The sequence below is a fragment of the Steroidobacter cummioxidans genome (assembly GCF_003104955.1).
The window spans coordinates 18,976-34,612 of sequence record NZ_LSRW01000034.1 but is presented as its reverse complement, the minus strand read 5'-3'; the positions used below and the strand labels follow the sequence as shown (position 1 = coordinate 34,612).

The following is a 15,637-nucleotide window of genomic DNA, read 5'->3' as shown; positions in this document are numbered from 1 at the left end:
TAGATGCAATCCAATCGCGTTTGTTCATCGCGCTTTCTTCTAAAGGGGCTACACAAGAGCTGCAAGCGGATGCTAGCTCGCCGCATATACTGCCAACTGAAGAATAGACCCGAGAAACGCCAGGGAGAATAAGCCGACAATCCACAGCCAACCGTTCGCACCTCGTGTTCGCAGCAGATAGAACGGAAGGTAGAGGATCCAGATCAAATAGATGAAGAGACCGATGTCAAACGAGGGGCGATATATCTCCGGCCTGGCTCGGCTGTCTTCTTCAACCCAGAATGCCAATAGGAACGGAAAGACGTAACCCCACACCCTTTCGAACTCTACAGACGTTTCGTAACCCAGATGGAACACAGTTGCCTGATACAAGGCAACGACCACACTCGTCCCCACTATCCATCGAATCAAAGCCGCGCTGCGCATGTGCTACCCGAGCTAACGGCACCGCTGAAGCGCGCGAGGCTTTGTGAGCGTCGGCTCGAAGCGATTGTTCGGCACTTCTAGCTTCACTGTAGTTTCCCGCGCCGGAGTAGCGACCAGGAGTACACACAGACGAGTAGCGCGATCGCTGTACCAAGCGCGATGCTTGGAAAACTGTTCTCCAGGAACTGCTTCCCCCAACGCCCGGCGGCAACATGCCACACCCAACTCACGATCGACAATCCGAGGCTTGCAGTGAAGAGATACGGCGCGGGTCGTCTCATTTTAAAAAGAGACACTGTGGCAGCAAGATTCAGTGCAATCCCAGTGACCATCTGTGCGTGATCGACAACGGTGAAAGCCGAATACAGTTCCCGTAGCTCTGGAGGCAGAACAACATCTCCGCTGAAAGCAACGTAGTATCCGAAGACCATGAACACCGCGCCGAAGAATTGAAATACGCTGATAGCCCAGACAGTCTTCGGACGAGCGTGGGGCCTATCATCATTGCGAGCTTCGGTATTTGCGGATCCAGACGCCGCTTGAGAAACCACATGCCGCGTGAGTGGAGGCGTTACTTCGCCGGTAGCAGTCCGCACCGCAAGCTCCGCTTGAAGGTTCTGAAGGTTTCGCGGGTAGCGCGCCCTGTTGATCAACGACAGCGCTTCCTTCAGTTGCTGAAGGTCGTACTGAGAGTAGTCGATATTGCCGTCCTGGTTCATTCTGAGGCCGAACTTGATTTAGAAGTGCGCTCTGCGAGGGATAACCTGGGCGCTGCTAATGACCTGGACCGGAACTCTCCCGTAAGTCTACGTGCAACCATGCAAATTGACACATATTCCGCCTATGCACACAGCAATAACCAACTTATGGAAACCGGACGCCCAAAGTTGCAAGAGCGCAGCCATTAGAATCGCGACCGGCAAGGCGGCGAACGTCAACAATGTGTCGAACCTGGTCATCGACTTGCCCCTCCGATGCGCCGTCCGCTCCAGCAAGGTGTTAGGCGACCCGACTTCGCCAATCAGAGTACCGCCCCCCGCCGAACTGCGTAGCGCGCCGAGGAAACAGATGGCGAACAAGGCAACGCCTCCGATGATGAGCCATTACGATATCTTGTTTTCGCCGGGACTGGCGGCTACGACGCTGCCGTTTCTCGACGCGTATCCGCAGTAAGCAGTCACTGCGCAGTCACGCGCCACACATCGGTCATCAGGCCATCGGAGTTGGGGGTCGTCTGCCCCCCGAACATCCACAACTGTCCGGACCCATCGGTCCACGCCGCGCCGGCCGATCGACTGGAAGGAACATTGGTGTTTGACGGCATACCCTGTGTGCCAAACACGGAGGGCGACTGTCCGACGTTCGATCCACTCATCCACGACCATGTATTGCTGGCGGGCGAATACTTCCACAAATCGTTGACGCGATCCCTGGTATGCAGGTGCGGTGTTTGAGCGAAGCCACCGAACAGCCAGAAATTGCCCGCGGCGTCGGTCCATGCGGCGGCGCTGAATCGGCCTGCCGGGATGTTGTCGGTGGTGGCACCGGGAGGCTGATACACACCGAAGCCGGTAACGTAGGGAGGATTCAATGCCTCGCCATGCATCCATGCCCAAAGGCCGGTGCTCGGATCGAAACGCCACAGATCGTTCAGCCTGGTGTCATTGAGGTTGACGCCGCCGAAGACCCAGATGTTTCCTGATGCGTCGGCCCATATGGAAGCATTGCCGCGAGCGCTTGGCCGATTACCGGAGGAAGGCTCGCCGCGCGATCCGAATACGCTGGTTTGCCCGGGGGCATTGCTGCCACTCATCCAGCTCCACACACCGCTGGCGGGCGAGAATCTCCAGAGATCGTTCATCGCGCCCATGGTGCTGTTCGCACCGACGCCGTTGCCGCCGAAGATCCAGACGTCGCCTTGGCTGTCTCGAACCAGGCTGCCGCTGGATCTGCCACCCGGAATGTTGTTGACTGAAGGCGTAACACCATAGGTTCCAGAAGCTGCGTTGTTGGAACCGTCGACGCCGCTCGTCCAGATCCATTGTCCGGCAGCGACGTCGTACTTCCACAAATCGTTGAGGAACCCTGGCACTCCCGCGCTCGCGCGACCGATTCCACCGAACAGCCAGAAGTTGCCGCTCGCGTCGACCCACGCCAAGGCGCCATCACGTGAGCCGGGAAAGTTGTCGGGCGCTGCCTGATTGAGTACGCCATAGTGTCCGTACAGGTCCACGGAATTCGAGCCGCTGACCCAGGTCCATTCGCCGCTGGCGATGTCGTAGCGCCAAAGATCGTTGCGAGTACCGCTTTCTCCAGCAACCCGTCCACCGAACAGCCAGAGATTGCCGTCGGCGCCGGCCGCATATGCGTAAGATGCACGAGCGCCGGGCGTATTGGTCGAAGAGGGAGTGCCGCGCGTGCCATACGAAGGTAGAGCGCTCGGCGTTTGCGGACCGCCGACCCAGGTCCACGGCACCAACGAAGCGTTGCACGTGACTCTGTGAACGACCGGGGAACCGCTGGGCGCGATCTGCGTCAAGGTCGGCGATCCGTTCTCGAAGGTGCAGGTCTGACCGGTCGGTTGAGCGGCGACAGCCACCGTATATTCCTGTCCGAGAACGACATAACCGAGGTCGGTTCGCCGTGGATTGGGCTCGCTGTGATTGGGCCGTCGACCCAGGGTCATTGGCTCGCCGTTGTTGACGGTGACCGCCACGGAGCTTCCCGTTGCGAGTCCGAACGATTCGGTGGCAATGAATTGACCGAGATCCAGGTGTACCGACACCGTCATGTCCTGGCTCGTCGCATTGGAACCATCGGCATTGCTGGTGGTGAAGCGCAACGTGGTCGAGTAGTCACCAGGATCGGTTCCGCGGCCCGCACCTATGCGCACCGACGCCGGACTCGTGGGCTGCGAAGGCGTGTACACCCTCAGCCACGTCGGCAAGGTTTGTCCCGGTAGTGCGCCGACCGTCAAACGCTCGCGCTGAAAGGTGACCGTGACATTCTCTGCAACCACGACATCCTGATACGGGATTTGGGCGTTCGAGAAGCCGGACAGTGTCAGGGATGCCGTTGATATGGTGATCGGCGCTACGGGGCCATTGCCGCCGCCGGTAGAACCGTTATTGCCGCTGCCGGTGGAGCCATTGCCGCCGTTGTTGCCGCTGCCGCTGTTGCCGCCGCCGTTGTTACCGCTGCCGTCGGTACCGCCGCTACCAGTGCCGCCGTTGTTGCCTCCACCGCTGATTCCGCCGTTGCCGCCGGAGTTGTTATCGCTGTTGCTGCCGCCGCCGCAGGCCGCCAACGCGAATGCGCACAAAATGTGCAGAGACCATCGCAACAGGACTTTCATCTGGATTCCGTTCGTCTCGCGCAACCGCTGTTTAATTATGTCGAGACTCGAGTTTTCGGGTTGTGCGCGGATATATAGCAGAGGCGGCGGGCCGAATTCATTCGTTTAAGCGAGCAATCGCACCAGCGAATCACTCGATCGGATGCTCCGAGGATGAAGCTGCGGTGAGCAAAAATTCATCGGCGCCGAAGTTAGTATGTAGCCGCGCGCCGGTAGTGCATGGCGACCACGCCATTGCTGAGCGGCTTCGCCGAGACCAGCTCAAGCCGTCGCGTATTGGGCAACCCGCTCTGGTACAGGGTCGGGCCGTGGCCGACGATCCTGGGGTGAACGAGGAACTTGTACTCGTCGATCAGATCCAGCCGGTCAAGCTCGGCCGCGAGCTTGCCGCTACCGAGGAGCACGCCGGCCGGGGTCGCGTCCTTGAGCTTTTGCACGCCCGAGCGCAAGTCGCCGGCGATGTGGTGACTGTTGGTCCACGGGAAGTCCGTTCGCGTCGACGACACGACGTACTTCGGCTTGATCTCCAGCTTGACCGCCCATTCGCGCACCGCGGGCGGCGCCTCCACATCGCCGCGGGCGACTGCCGGCCAATAGCTCTCCATCATCTCGTAGGTGACGCGGCCCCACAGCATCGCCCCACTCTCGTCCATGAGGCGGGTGAAGAAAGCGCGCGTCTCGTCGTCGGCGATTCCCTCCTGGTGGTCGACGCAGCCATCCAGGTTGACGTTGAGGCAGAAGGTTAGAAGTCCCATGCGAGTCTCCTTCGAGTTGGGTGGTCCGCTGGACCGTCGCTTGTCGACGAGTACCTCACAGCGGCTGTCATCGGTCGATTAATTGTCAGCCATCACGACGCGTCAGATCAGTTATCAGCATAGGGTTGGTTCGACGATGTCCGTCGATGATCTCCTGGCATGACCGCGATCGATTCTTCAGATCTCGCAGCTCCAGCTCCGTGATGCCAAACGCTTGCACGAACTCCACTCTTCCATGAGGAGAGTCCGTCGCTGACAGCAACGGATCGGACACAAAGGCAAGCCCTACGATGCTCGTTTCATAGTCCCGTCTGATTGGTCCGTTTGCAGGTATCCAATGATACTCGTCGAACCACTTTCCGGACTGAAACACATATCGCGCCAGATTCTGCAGCAGATTGCAAACCCAGATTGGCTGTTCCTGCGGCGGCAGCTCAGACGCAAGCCGGAATGTCATCTCGAACCCGAACTTGCTGAAGTCCTTCCCGAGCGCTTCCTCGTTGTAATAGAGATCGGTGTAGCCATAAGTGCAGAAGTGCAGATGATCGATTCCGCCCGCTCGACTCTCGTAGGCACTGATTCCATCGATCGGATCGGGGCCACCCAACATTGCCTTGATAACCGTTCCCCAATGCTTCGGCTCCTGCGGGCCGTAAATCTCGCGCAGACGGGCGTCGATCGCGTCCCAGCCGGGAGCGGCATCTGAACTGCTGCCGTAGAGCTTTCGGTATTCCTGGAGATCCATATGTGAAAGCTAACGCCGAGATTGTCCCGCGGACCCGCACGCCAGTGACGAATCGCGCGACATTGGGCCTTAGCGCAAGGCGCGCCCTGTTTTCGCTCCTTCGACCTTTTCCTTGTTCTTCACAACGGTGGCGAAGTACCGATAGCCCAAGATTCTTGCGGGCGTAGAGACCGTTTCGATGGCGGGATTTCGGAACACATCGATGATCGCATCGCCACCGAGCTTGGACGCGCTTTCCCGCAGCACGCTGAGCGCCGACACATCATCGCGCGTCTCTGCGTAGTATGTGAGTTTGGCGATACGGGTATAGGGGTATCCCGGCTTGGAGGCTTCACTGATCTTATAGTGGTACTCCCAGTCTTTGACCAGATCCGGCGTGGTCAGTGGATTCCAGGAGACGTAGTAAATCTCGATCTCAGAGGGCTGCGAGCTCGTTGCATATACTTGCTTCGTAAGAGACTCCACATCAGGCGCGGCCCCCACACGCTGTGCGAAAGTTTGGTCCATCAAGAACGTCGTGCCTCCGATTTGGGCACAACCTGCTAGCGACAGCAACGCGAACAACGACAGCAACCGTTTGGTCTTCATACCTACCCTAGCCTCTCCGCTTCCGAACGCCCTATTGTCGATCCGACACCGCCCCGATCAGGCATGGTCGATGTGTTCAGCGTGTTGTTAGCCATGGTTGCGCGCAAATTCAGTAAAGCGCCCTGCAATACCAAGCGACGAAGAGCAACGCCGGTATTGTACCGATCGCCGTGCATATCATGCCCGCGCCCATATCCACGTCACCAGCGCAATGATGGCCGGCGCCAACAACCAGACTCGAAGTGGCATTCCGAAAGTCATGCCTGACGCCGCCGCTGTGCCGCGAGCCGGAACCGCGGCTGTTATGTTTCACTTTCGCTCACGTTTGCGCGCCAACCCTTCCAGATGAACTCGCCGCGCCTCCGCTTTTCTATCTTTGTCTGCCCTGCGACAACTACGACAGAGAACGGCCTGAGTGAAGATATTGCCCTTAGCAACTTCGTACCACCACTTCTGTCGCTCGGCCGGCCACACTTCCTGTTTTCCGCACTGCCGACATACCACAACCTTGTCTACATAGAACTTCGGGAGCGGGCTATAGGTGTTGTTGTGTGCGAGCTGTGACGCGTCAGCCGCCACTGCACCGGGTGGAACTGGAGCGTCATTGTCCGACAGATCGATAGTAGAAAGCTGCTTCGCTCTTTGAAGCTGACTCTCCGTCAACCTTTGCTTCTTACGCTTGCGACTCGTCATGGCTCTTCTGAAACACAACCCCGCGGGTAAGCCGCGCTTTTGCGAGTCGGCCGCGCAGCGCGCGCGATCTTGACCTGCTTGGTGGGCGCGCCTTTGATCACTCCACCCACTCAGCAAGAAGGTCCACGACACTATAACCTACGGACATGGAGGCATACGCCTTTCGGGTTCGGAACGTGTGTCACAGGTTCAGCACGCCCTGATTGCGAGCGGGTCGCCGCCGATCGATGAGTAGAGCACAAACTACTTCATCAAAGCGGGCAAGCACCCGATGCCGTGTTTCGGTGCTATCGAAAATCGCAGCCGATAGATCGCGCAGCCACCGTCAGGCACAGTGACGATGAGCGCCCTCGGTTACCGCGAAGCCTTCGCAGGATCCATTGGGCTTCAATTGCCGCATGACCAGCGCGCGCGTGTTCTGCGTAAAGTCTTCTGCTATTGTGCACTCACGATATTTCTCACAGTGAATGCGGAGATCCCATGCGTTCGAAGGTTCAAGTCGGCATCGCTTTGGCACTGCTCGCAGCGAGCACTGCTCACGCCGACATTACCGCCAGCCGGCAGACGGCGGCGTCCAAGAGTGCACGTGCCGGTGAAGCGGAATTCCGCGAACTGTATCGCGAGCTGATCGAGATCAATACCACGCTTTCCTCCGGCTCGTGCACCGACGCGTCGAACGCAATGAAGGAGCGGCTGTCCGCGGCAGGGTATCCGGAGAGCCAGCTGCACGTGATCGTGCCGCCCGGCCGGCCGAAGGACGGCAACCTGGTCGCCCTGCTGCCGGGTACGGATCCAAAATTGAAGCCCATCCTGCTGCTCGCACACATCGACGTCGTCGAAGCCAAGGCCGAAGACTGGGAGCGCGATCCGTTCAAGCTCACCGAGGAGAACGGCTTTTTTTACGCCCGCGGTGCCTCCGATGACAAAGCCATGGCGGCCATCTTCGCCGATTCGATGGTTCGCTGGGGCAAGCAAGGCTACAAGCCACGACGGAGCATCAAGCTCGCGCTGACTTGCGGCGAGGAAACGCCGAACGTGTTCAACGGTGTGCAACATCTGGTCAAAGAACATCGCGAGCTGATCGACGCCGCGTTCGCCTTGAACGAAGGCGGCGGCGGCCGCTATGAAGCCAGCACTGGCAAGTACCAGTACAACGGCGTCCAGGCGGGCGAAAAGCTGTATCAGGACTTCACGCTCGAAGTCACCAACCCGGGCGGCCACTCCTCCCGACCCACGCCCGACAATGCCATTGGCCAGATGTCGCGCGCGCTCGATCGCATCGTCAAGTTCCAGTTCCCGGTGGAGTTCAACGACACCACGCGAGGCTACTTCCGCCAATACGGCGCCATCGTCGGCGGCGAGATGGGCAAAGCCATGCAGGCTGCTGCCAACGGCGACATGGACGCGGTACAGCGCGTACAACAGGATCCGAGCTTCAACGGCACACTGCGCACGACTTGCGTGCCCACCATGGTCGAGGGCGGCCACGCACCCAACGCTCTGCCCCAGAACGTCAAGGCCAACGTCAATTGCCGCATATTCCCCGGCCATGCTCCGGAGGAGATTCGTCAACAACTCATCAGTGCCATCAACGAGGCAGGCGTGAAGGTGAGCTTCCAGGCGCCGCCGGAGCAGGCCTCGCCGCCCCCGCCGCTGACCCCGGAGATCCTGGGGCCCATCGAGAAGCTGACGAAGGAGATGTTTCCTGGCGTGCCTGTGCTGCCTGCGCAAGCCAGCGGCGGCACCGATGGTCGCTTCATGACTCCAGCCGGCATTCCGACCTATGGTGTCTCCGGTATCTTCAGCGACGGCGCCACCAGCAACGCGCACGGGCTCAATGAACGCATCCGCGTGCAGTCCCTGATGGAGGGACGCGAGTTCCTGCATCGCTTGGTACAAATGTACGCTGGCGGGAAGTAGCCACACCGGGATGCCGCCCCGAGCGGCATCCTGTCGTCCGCCAAAGCGGACAAAAATTACGTTCGGCGGCGGTGGCGGCACCACCGTCGCCATTGTAGGCCAAGCGCCGCAGGCCTCGCTGAACAGCGCGGCTCGCGCATCCTGGCTTTAAGTCTAAGCATCAACTTCAAAGCACGTGTGCGTCCGCGCCGAACGACCCGTCCGGCAGAGACGTCACTGATTGAGACTCCGCTGCTTTCGCTTCATTACTTCACCGAGAAGTCCCTCGGGCGCACATTCGCCGCCACTGAGAGCCTCTTCAATAAAAGGCATTGCGAGCTGCGGCTCCTGGATGCTTTGTGTGTAGGAATAGGTCACCGCTATGCGGCGTGAGATGCAACGACACATTGGCTCCGCTGAGGCACGCAGTTCCTTTTCTGGAAACGGGCGTGGGTTTGAATTGCCCACCTGGGCTGCCCGGGCGAAGTAATCACGGCGCGCGGGCTCAACTATTCCCTCGACACAGCCTTGCGAATGCTCCGCAAGGGCTTGCTTCGTCCATCCCAACTTGAGCTCAGAGTCCGAATCGGCCCCGAGCGCCGACAGTGCCACAAGGACTCCGCATACGAAGATTATTCGTCGAATGACCACGGCGCTCTCCCGTTGCCTGACGGGCCCTGGCAATTGTCGCCAGGGCCCAGAGAGTGATGATGCTGCCGGCTATTCACCTGAGCTCAAATTCCAGCGCACCGTATTGATGCTGCTGCCTGCGTTCCGCGCTGCCGAAAGCATGGGCGTATTCGTCGGCACAACGACGAAGTTGCGGTTGCCGGCGAATATCAGTGCGCCGCCGTCGGGCGTGATGTTGGCAAGCGTTTGGCTGTAGCAGGAAGACATCATGCAGCCGGGGTAATCGTCGAACTCGAAATAGCCCTCGAGCGGCAATGTCTGCGGAGCAGTGACTGGCGTGCTCGAATCGAACACATAGATGCGAGGGTTGTACGCCGGAGCGGAGTTGTTGTAGTCACTCTCTCTGATCAACAGGACGTAGACCTTCGCGCCGTCTGGAGAGATCGCGGCAATGAGGGGAGAGTAGTCGCTCGAGCTGGAGGGCAACACGATGTCGCCGACGAGGTTGAGCTGGCCGTCGAACACCTTGCCGTAACCCACCAGCACGCGCTCGCCATCGTCGCTGAGCATGATGTGAGAATTCATACTCACCGGATCCGGGCGGTAGTGAAGAATCGACTCCCCGGCGTCGGCGTAGACCAGCGGATAGGTATCGAAGGCCGGATTCACGGACGCATCGACCCCGACGATCTTCTCGCCGTTGCGTGAGATGGTCATCGGACTGAAGCTGCCCCCCGAGGGCGCGGCTGGCGACCGCGTAATCGATCGGATTTCCTTGGTATTGATGTCCAGTGACCGGAACGATTGATACCACAGGCGCGAATCGTTGCTGACCATCAAGCCATGGATGCCGGCGGGATACTCACCATAAACCGAGCCGCCTGGAGTACCGAAGCTGGAGTACTCGCTGCCGGGGACGACGGCCAGTGTGTCGCGATCCAGTAACGAGAACCCATACTGGTCCCCGGTGATGAAGTTCGCACCGTCTGGGGTCAGACCAATTCTCCGCCCGCCAGCGCCTATAACAGATTCAGCGACTGTCGAGCTCGACGTCACCTCGAAGCGCATCAAGGTGGAGGAGAACGCAACGACGTAGGCGTGCCGCCGTTCGGCGTCGTAGAGGAATGGCCCCCCCACGAAAGGAACATTGACTGGAATCGCTTTGTACGCGTACGCCTCCTCGGCAATTACACGCACGTCGCGCGTCTGCAAGGAGCGATTCAGCGCATTCGTAATGCTGACGGTATGGTCGCCAAGCGCCAATGCGCCGGCCTCCACGACCATCTTGGAATCATTGACGACCTGGGCCGAAACAAAGGACGCGTTGTCGATGCGCAGTCGGCTCAGGGGTGCGGACAAGCCGCTGAAGCCGCGGCCACGGACGACGATCTTGGAGGACTGTCCCGCGATCAGCAGATGCGGGCCGACGCCGGTGACCTCTGCGAGCCTCAGTTGTACCTCGATGTCGCAGTCGATGGGCGACAGACTCTGCGATGGGCTGCCGATGCGGATGGTTGCCTCATGGTCGGTGAAGTTGGCCCAGCCGTTGACGGCCGCTGGATCGATCGCGAACTCCACGTCGGTGCCGGTCAGCCCGCTGGCGCGTGTGATAGTGAGCCATGGCGTGGTTGTGGATGCAGTCCATTCGACTGGTCCGCCTCGCACTATGTCGATGCGCGCGCGGCCGGAGAGTTGAGCATGCGTCGTGTCGGAGTTGATGTTGAGCCTGGTCGTGGCGGGCTTGATGTATCCCGGGCCCACGGTCAGAGCAACCGGGATCGACAGGGATTCAAGAGCAGGCACGGTGTTGAACACGATCTCGGCGGTGTAGGTGCCTTCCGGGAGCGCAGCTGCCGACGCTGTGACATCAAAGCCGCCGTCTCTGCGCGTCATCGTGAGCCAGTTGCGCGCTTGGCCCAAGTATCGAATGCTCTCCATCACACCTGGCGTCCAGGTCGGAGGTGTGATCTGGAGCGTTCGAGTCACCTGCGTACCTTCGCTGACGCCGAAGGCCAACGTCTCGGGTACGGCGAGAATTCCATGTGCGCCACCAGGAGGCGCACTGACCTCATACGTGACGGAGAGGACCCCAGACGCGCCGCCGCTGGTCGCGCGCACCGATGCGTTGTAAACCCCGACGGGCATCGAGTTTGCCGCCAGTGTGAAGGACGACGCGCTCCGGTTTGTGACGCTCAGCCACTCTGGGAGGCCAGCGCCCACGTCATATTGGCTCATTCCCTGTGGCAGCTCGATCGTCACGTCGGCGGATGTTCCCTGACCACTTTGAGCTGTCAGCAAAGCCGTCGCCGGTGCGAATCGCACGCCACGCTTCACAGTCACGGTGTACGCGACAGGTATGGGCGTGCCACCGACACGCCTGGTGCAGGCCGCATCCGAGCAGGCGAGAAAGTTGATTCGACCGTTGTAGGTGCCTTCGGCCAGGCCGGGAGCCGCCTTCACCGAAATCGTGCCCCTGGTGCCACTGACGACGATGGGAATCGTCGGATCGATGCCCGGGCCTTCGACCGTCGCGCCGACATAAAGGTTGCCGGTGTATTCGCCGCTCGCAGTGGCATTGATGACCCGCGTTGGTGGCTCGGCTCCCTCGAAGAATTCAAATGTGACACTTGTGCGGTCGAGGCCGATGCTGAACCCTGCGCCGCCGCCCCCACCACCGTCACCACCACCACCGCCACCGCCACCGCCACAAGCCTGAAGCAGGCCCAGCAGAACCAAGGCCGAGACCACACGAAGCAATCGCATCCAATCCTCCCCGACACGCGCCGTATCCGTTGCGGATAAATCCAGCAAACGGACGGCACGCGACCTGGATCAGTCGTCCCGCTTGTGGAGGTGCTGCGTATTGTTGGGCCCGCCCGAAGCGGTGGGCGTTTGTGACGCAGAACAGCAACCTTGCTCACCTTCTCAGAATCGCGGTGGGAAGTCGAATGCAACTTGACAGTGCGCCGCCTTCGTCATCCTCAGGCGGGCCAAGATGTCGAGAAGATTTACGGATCGTCGCGGTGAATCCAGTCAGGCTGCACTCGCCGCCGCGCGTATCGCTTCCAAGGTCACAACCAAACGATCCACCTGGTGGGAGTTGAACAGTCCGTCCGGCCCTTGCGGCGTCAGATCCGTAAACGGCGATTCATACAAACGCGCAGCATCCATTACGCCGTGCTCCGTCAGATGGTTGACGATGAGGTTGATGAACTCGATCTGATTGCCGCTGAAAGTCGTGTCGCGCAAAAATTCGCCGAACGCGTCCTTAGCCGCACCCCGGTCCAGACCCACCAACGATCGCACGAACAGACCGAGACCCGCCGCCTGCGTGGCGGCACGCTCCAAGTCGTCCCTTGCACCGACACCACTGTCCACGAGCATCCGCTCCAGCTCCGACAGATCGACGGGCGTCAATGGCTTGTTCATTCTCACTTTGTTGACGGCGACATGGTCCTGATGTGCCCGCAGGAATGCCTGCGCCTTCGCCCGGAATCGCGCCAGATCGTTCACCTCCTTGAACTGCGGAAGATCGAACTCGACCTCACTTCCCATCTCATCTTCGAAATCGGAGTACAACGGTTTTCTGTGAACTTTGTCGATGAGCTGAACGAGATCGCGCAACCTCCTGCGCAGCGCTTCCAGCATCCCGACCTTCACGTCCTGCCAATACTCATCGCTCTGCACTTCCAGAATCAGCGGCATCTGTGCGCTGACCATGGGAATCGATGCCTTCTCCTCCAGCAGGGCTGCGATCTCCTTGACCTGATCCCGGAGCCGCTCGAAGGCACGCTCGCTCCGTAGCACCGCCAACTGCAGCTTGAGCAGCAACAGGTCGAACCGCTTGGCTTCCTCATTCTCGCTCGGCATTTGCGTGGGCAGGATTGCCACGCTTTGGGTCAACTCAATCCGATCGTCGGGCGAGAGCGCATTCCATGACTCACGCTTCGCATATTTCTCGACCAGGCGCCGCTTCGGCCGGATCACGAAATTCTCCAGATTCATCGATTCGATTTCTTGCAGCAAGCGCGCGGCTGTCAAACTCCGCACATCCTTCTCCTGCAATCCGTGCAGGTCTTCGACATTGGCCGGATCGACACCGCTGCCTGGACCGGGAGGACCGACCTGTTCATCGATCTGCGCAACCAGCTCCACGCGCGACTTGAACAACTTGGTGCCCAAGGCGTCCGCCACCCGCCCATCCGTCGCTGGAAGGTTCTGACTGAAATACTCGAGATTCTGGCAGTAGTCGAAGAGGAAGAAGAATTCTTTGTCTTTTCCCGGGCCGAACAGGCTCTCAGAAAGCCGCGTGCCACGCCCGATCATTTGCCAGAACTTCGTCTTGGACCGAACGAGCTTGAAGAACACGAGGTTGACGACCTCGGGAACATCCACGCCGGTGTCGAGCATATCCACAGAGATCGCGATATGCGGCGGCCTATCCTTGATCGAGAAATTGTCGATCAGCGTCTGGGCATACTCGGTCTTGAACGTAATGACGCTCGCGAACTCGCCACGGTAATGTGGATAGTTGATGTTGAAGCGCTCGGCAATGAAATCGGCGTGGGCCTGGTTCTTGGCAAAGATGATGGTCTTACCGAGACGATCGCCGCCTGCGACCGTCAGGCCGCGCGTCATGAGATGCTCGAGTACTTTGTCGACGGTATCCTTGTTGAACAGCCATTTGTTGACCGCCTCAGCTTCGACGTGATCCGGCGTACCGTCGTCGCCATCCCATTCCAACGCGTCCCACTGATCCTTATCGTCTTCCGACAGGTCGTCATACCGAATCCCTTCGCGCTGGAACTTGAGCGGTACCGAGACAGCTCGCGGCGGCACGAGGTACTTCTCCCTGACGGCCTCCTCGAGGGAGTAAGCATCCGTCGGCAACGCCCTTTCTCCAGATCGAAAAACAAAAGCCGTACGTGTTGCGATCGACCTCATCCTTCGGTGTCGCAGTCAGCCCGACCAGCAGCGCATCGAAGTAGTCGAAGATCGCGCGGTACTTTTGGAACACCGAGCGGTGCGCTTCGTCGATGATGACCAGATCGAAGTGACCGACGCCGAAGCGGCGCTGTCCGTTACGCGTCTCGTCGATGAGCCCCATCATGGTCGGATAGGTCGAGACGAATACTCGCCCCTCGCCTTCCTTGTCTGTAACCAGATTGACTGGCGAGGAGTCGGGAAGATGCCTGCCGATCTCGCGAACCGCCTGCTTCACCAGCGCGACACGATCCGCGAGAAACAGCACGCGCTTCACCCAGTTGCATCGCATTAGCAGATCCGCTAGCGCGATCACGGTCCGCGTCTTGCCAGCGCCGGTCGCCATGACGAGCAGTGCCTTGCGCTCATGATCCTGCTCGAAGGCTTCGCCGACCTTGCGAATGGCTCGCCACTGGTAATAGCGCTCGACGATCTTCTTGCTGATTTCGCCGGAGGCCAGCGGCTTCTTCGTCGACCGGCGCTGGACCAGCAGCTCCAGCTCGCCCTTCTTATAGAAGCCGTGAACAGGGCGCGGCGGATAGTTCGTATCGTCCCAGAACCAGTGCTCATAACCGTTGGAATAAAAGATCAGCGGCCGCTGCCCGAACTGCTTCTCGAGGCAGTCGGCGTAGAGCCTGGCTTGCTGTTGCCCCACTCGCGAGTCGCGCCTGGTACGTTTCGCTTCGACCAGCCCGAGCGGCTTGCCATCGTCGCCCCACAGAACATAGTCGACGTGGCCGATGCCCTGGCCGTTGGGCATTCCTGCAACTTCGAACTCACGGTCCCGACGCTGATCCAGCGGCCACCCGGCCTCTTTGAGCAACAGATCGATGAAATAATCGCGGGTTTCGGCTTCCGAGTAGTCGTGTGTATCGGGCTGGGTAGTCGCTGCCTTTCGTGCCTCGGCAACCTCCGCCCTGAGGCGCTTCAGCTCATCGTCGAGAGACGACCTGTCCGTCAACAGCTGCGCCAGTTTTTCATCGCGCTCGCGCAACTGCGCTTCCAACTGCCGCAGCTGTTCGGCGCTGCGCTTCTCTATCTGCTGCGGCTCAGGCAACGCGGACGGATCGAATTGAAGCCCGGGCGCCGGACGCCCAACCCGCCCATAGGTTCGGGCGAGCCAGTACGCCACATGAAACAGTTCCCGTACGGCAACCAGCGCGTCCTCGACAGGAATCGCCCGATGGCTATGCACGGCGCGATTGCCCAAGGTGACGATGACACGCGCTTTGCTGAAGACTGCATCGCCGGCGGCCTTCTTGAAGGTCGGCTCGTGGATCAGAGCGGACAGGTTGTCCTGGTACGGCAGCTTGAGATTTGGATCATGTTTGAACGCCCAAGCCACCGACAGCTCCAGCGCGCGGCGGGCATAGAAACATGCGGTCCGCGGATCGGCATGCACCGCGCCCTCCGCTTTCTTGAAGGCATCAAGCTCTGCAGGCCACTCTCGTTGCAGAAAGGCGAACTGGCTCATGCTCTGGTCCCTCAGGGGTTTCCATGCCTGCGGTGAGGATATCCGTATCGCCAGCATACTTGAACACACGCCGCACCAACGCCTTGTTT

The 15,637-nt window shown here is 59.9% G+C and carries 10 protein-coding genes; 1 reads left to right on the top strand and 9 read right to left on the bottom strand.

The window, feature by feature from the left end:
- Positions 1-509: 509 nt before the first annotated feature.
- From D0550_RS17505 to D0550_RS36875, 6 genes are all read right to left on the bottom strand, one after another.
- A complete protein-coding gene (locus D0550_RS17505) occupies positions 510-1,145 on the bottom strand; it encodes a hypothetical protein (RefSeq protein ID WP_116810485.1) in 636 nt (211 codons plus the stop codon).
- A gap of 458 nt (positions 1,146-1,603) precedes the next feature.
- Entirely contained in the window at positions 1,604-3,781 is a 2,178-nt protein-coding gene (locus D0550_RS17495) for a Kelch repeat-containing protein (RefSeq protein WP_116810483.1), read from the bottom strand.
- Between the two features lie 191 nt (positions 3,782-3,972).
- Positions 3,973-4,536, bottom strand: a complete 564-nt coding sequence (locus tag D0550_RS17490; protein ID WP_116810482.1) for a dihydrofolate reductase family protein — start codon at positions 4,534-4,536, stop codon at positions 3,973-3,975.
- Between the two features lie 85 nt (positions 4,537-4,621).
- Positions 4,622-5,281, bottom strand: coding sequence for a suppressor of fused domain protein (locus tag D0550_RS17485; RefSeq protein WP_116810481.1), 660 nt, complete (start codon positions 5,279-5,281; stop codon positions 4,622-4,624).
- 69 nt (positions 5,282-5,350) lie between these two features.
- Positions 5,351-5,869, bottom strand: coding sequence for a hypothetical protein (locus D0550_RS17480; RefSeq protein ID WP_116810480.1), 519 nt, complete (start codon positions 5,867-5,869; stop codon positions 5,351-5,353).
- 309 nt (positions 5,870-6,178) lie between these two features.
- Positions 6,179-6,562, bottom strand: a complete 384-nt coding sequence (locus D0550_RS36875; protein WP_116810479.1) for a zinc-ribbon domain containing protein — start codon at positions 6,560-6,562, stop codon at positions 6,179-6,181.
- 480 nt (positions 6,563-7,042) lie between these two features.
- Between D0550_RS36875 and D0550_RS17470 the strand changes: the two genes are divergently transcribed.
- The gene (locus D0550_RS17470; RefSeq protein WP_116810478.1) at positions 7,043-8,482 is read left to right on the top strand and encodes a M20/M25/M40 family metallo-hydrolase; all 1,440 of its coding nucleotides are present in this window, start codon (positions 7,043-7,045) and stop codon (positions 8,480-8,482) included.
- A gap of 699 nt (positions 8,483-9,181) precedes the next feature.
- Here the strand turns inward: D0550_RS17470 and D0550_RS17460 are convergent.
- From D0550_RS17460 to D0550_RS35535, 3 genes are all read right to left on the bottom strand, one after another.
- On the bottom strand, positions 9,182-11,854 hold the full coding sequence (locus tag D0550_RS17460) for a hypothetical protein (RefSeq protein ID WP_153067212.1): 2,673 nt from the start codon (positions 11,852-11,854) through the stop codon (positions 9,182-9,184).
- Positions 11,855-12,124: 270 nt separating this feature from the next.
- A complete protein-coding gene (locus D0550_RS35540; protein WP_206606365.1) occupies positions 12,125-13,930 on the bottom strand; it encodes a type I restriction-modification enzyme R subunit C-terminal domain-containing protein in 1,806 nt (601 codons plus the stop codon).
- Complete coding sequence (locus tag D0550_RS35535; RefSeq protein WP_206606364.1) at positions 13,872-15,548, bottom strand: DEAD/DEAH box helicase family protein; 1,677 nt, start codon at positions 15,546-15,548, stop codon at positions 13,872-13,874. The genes D0550_RS35540 and D0550_RS35535 overlap by 59 nt, the downstream gene beginning before the upstream one ends.
- Positions 15,549-15,637: the final 89 nt, after the last annotated feature.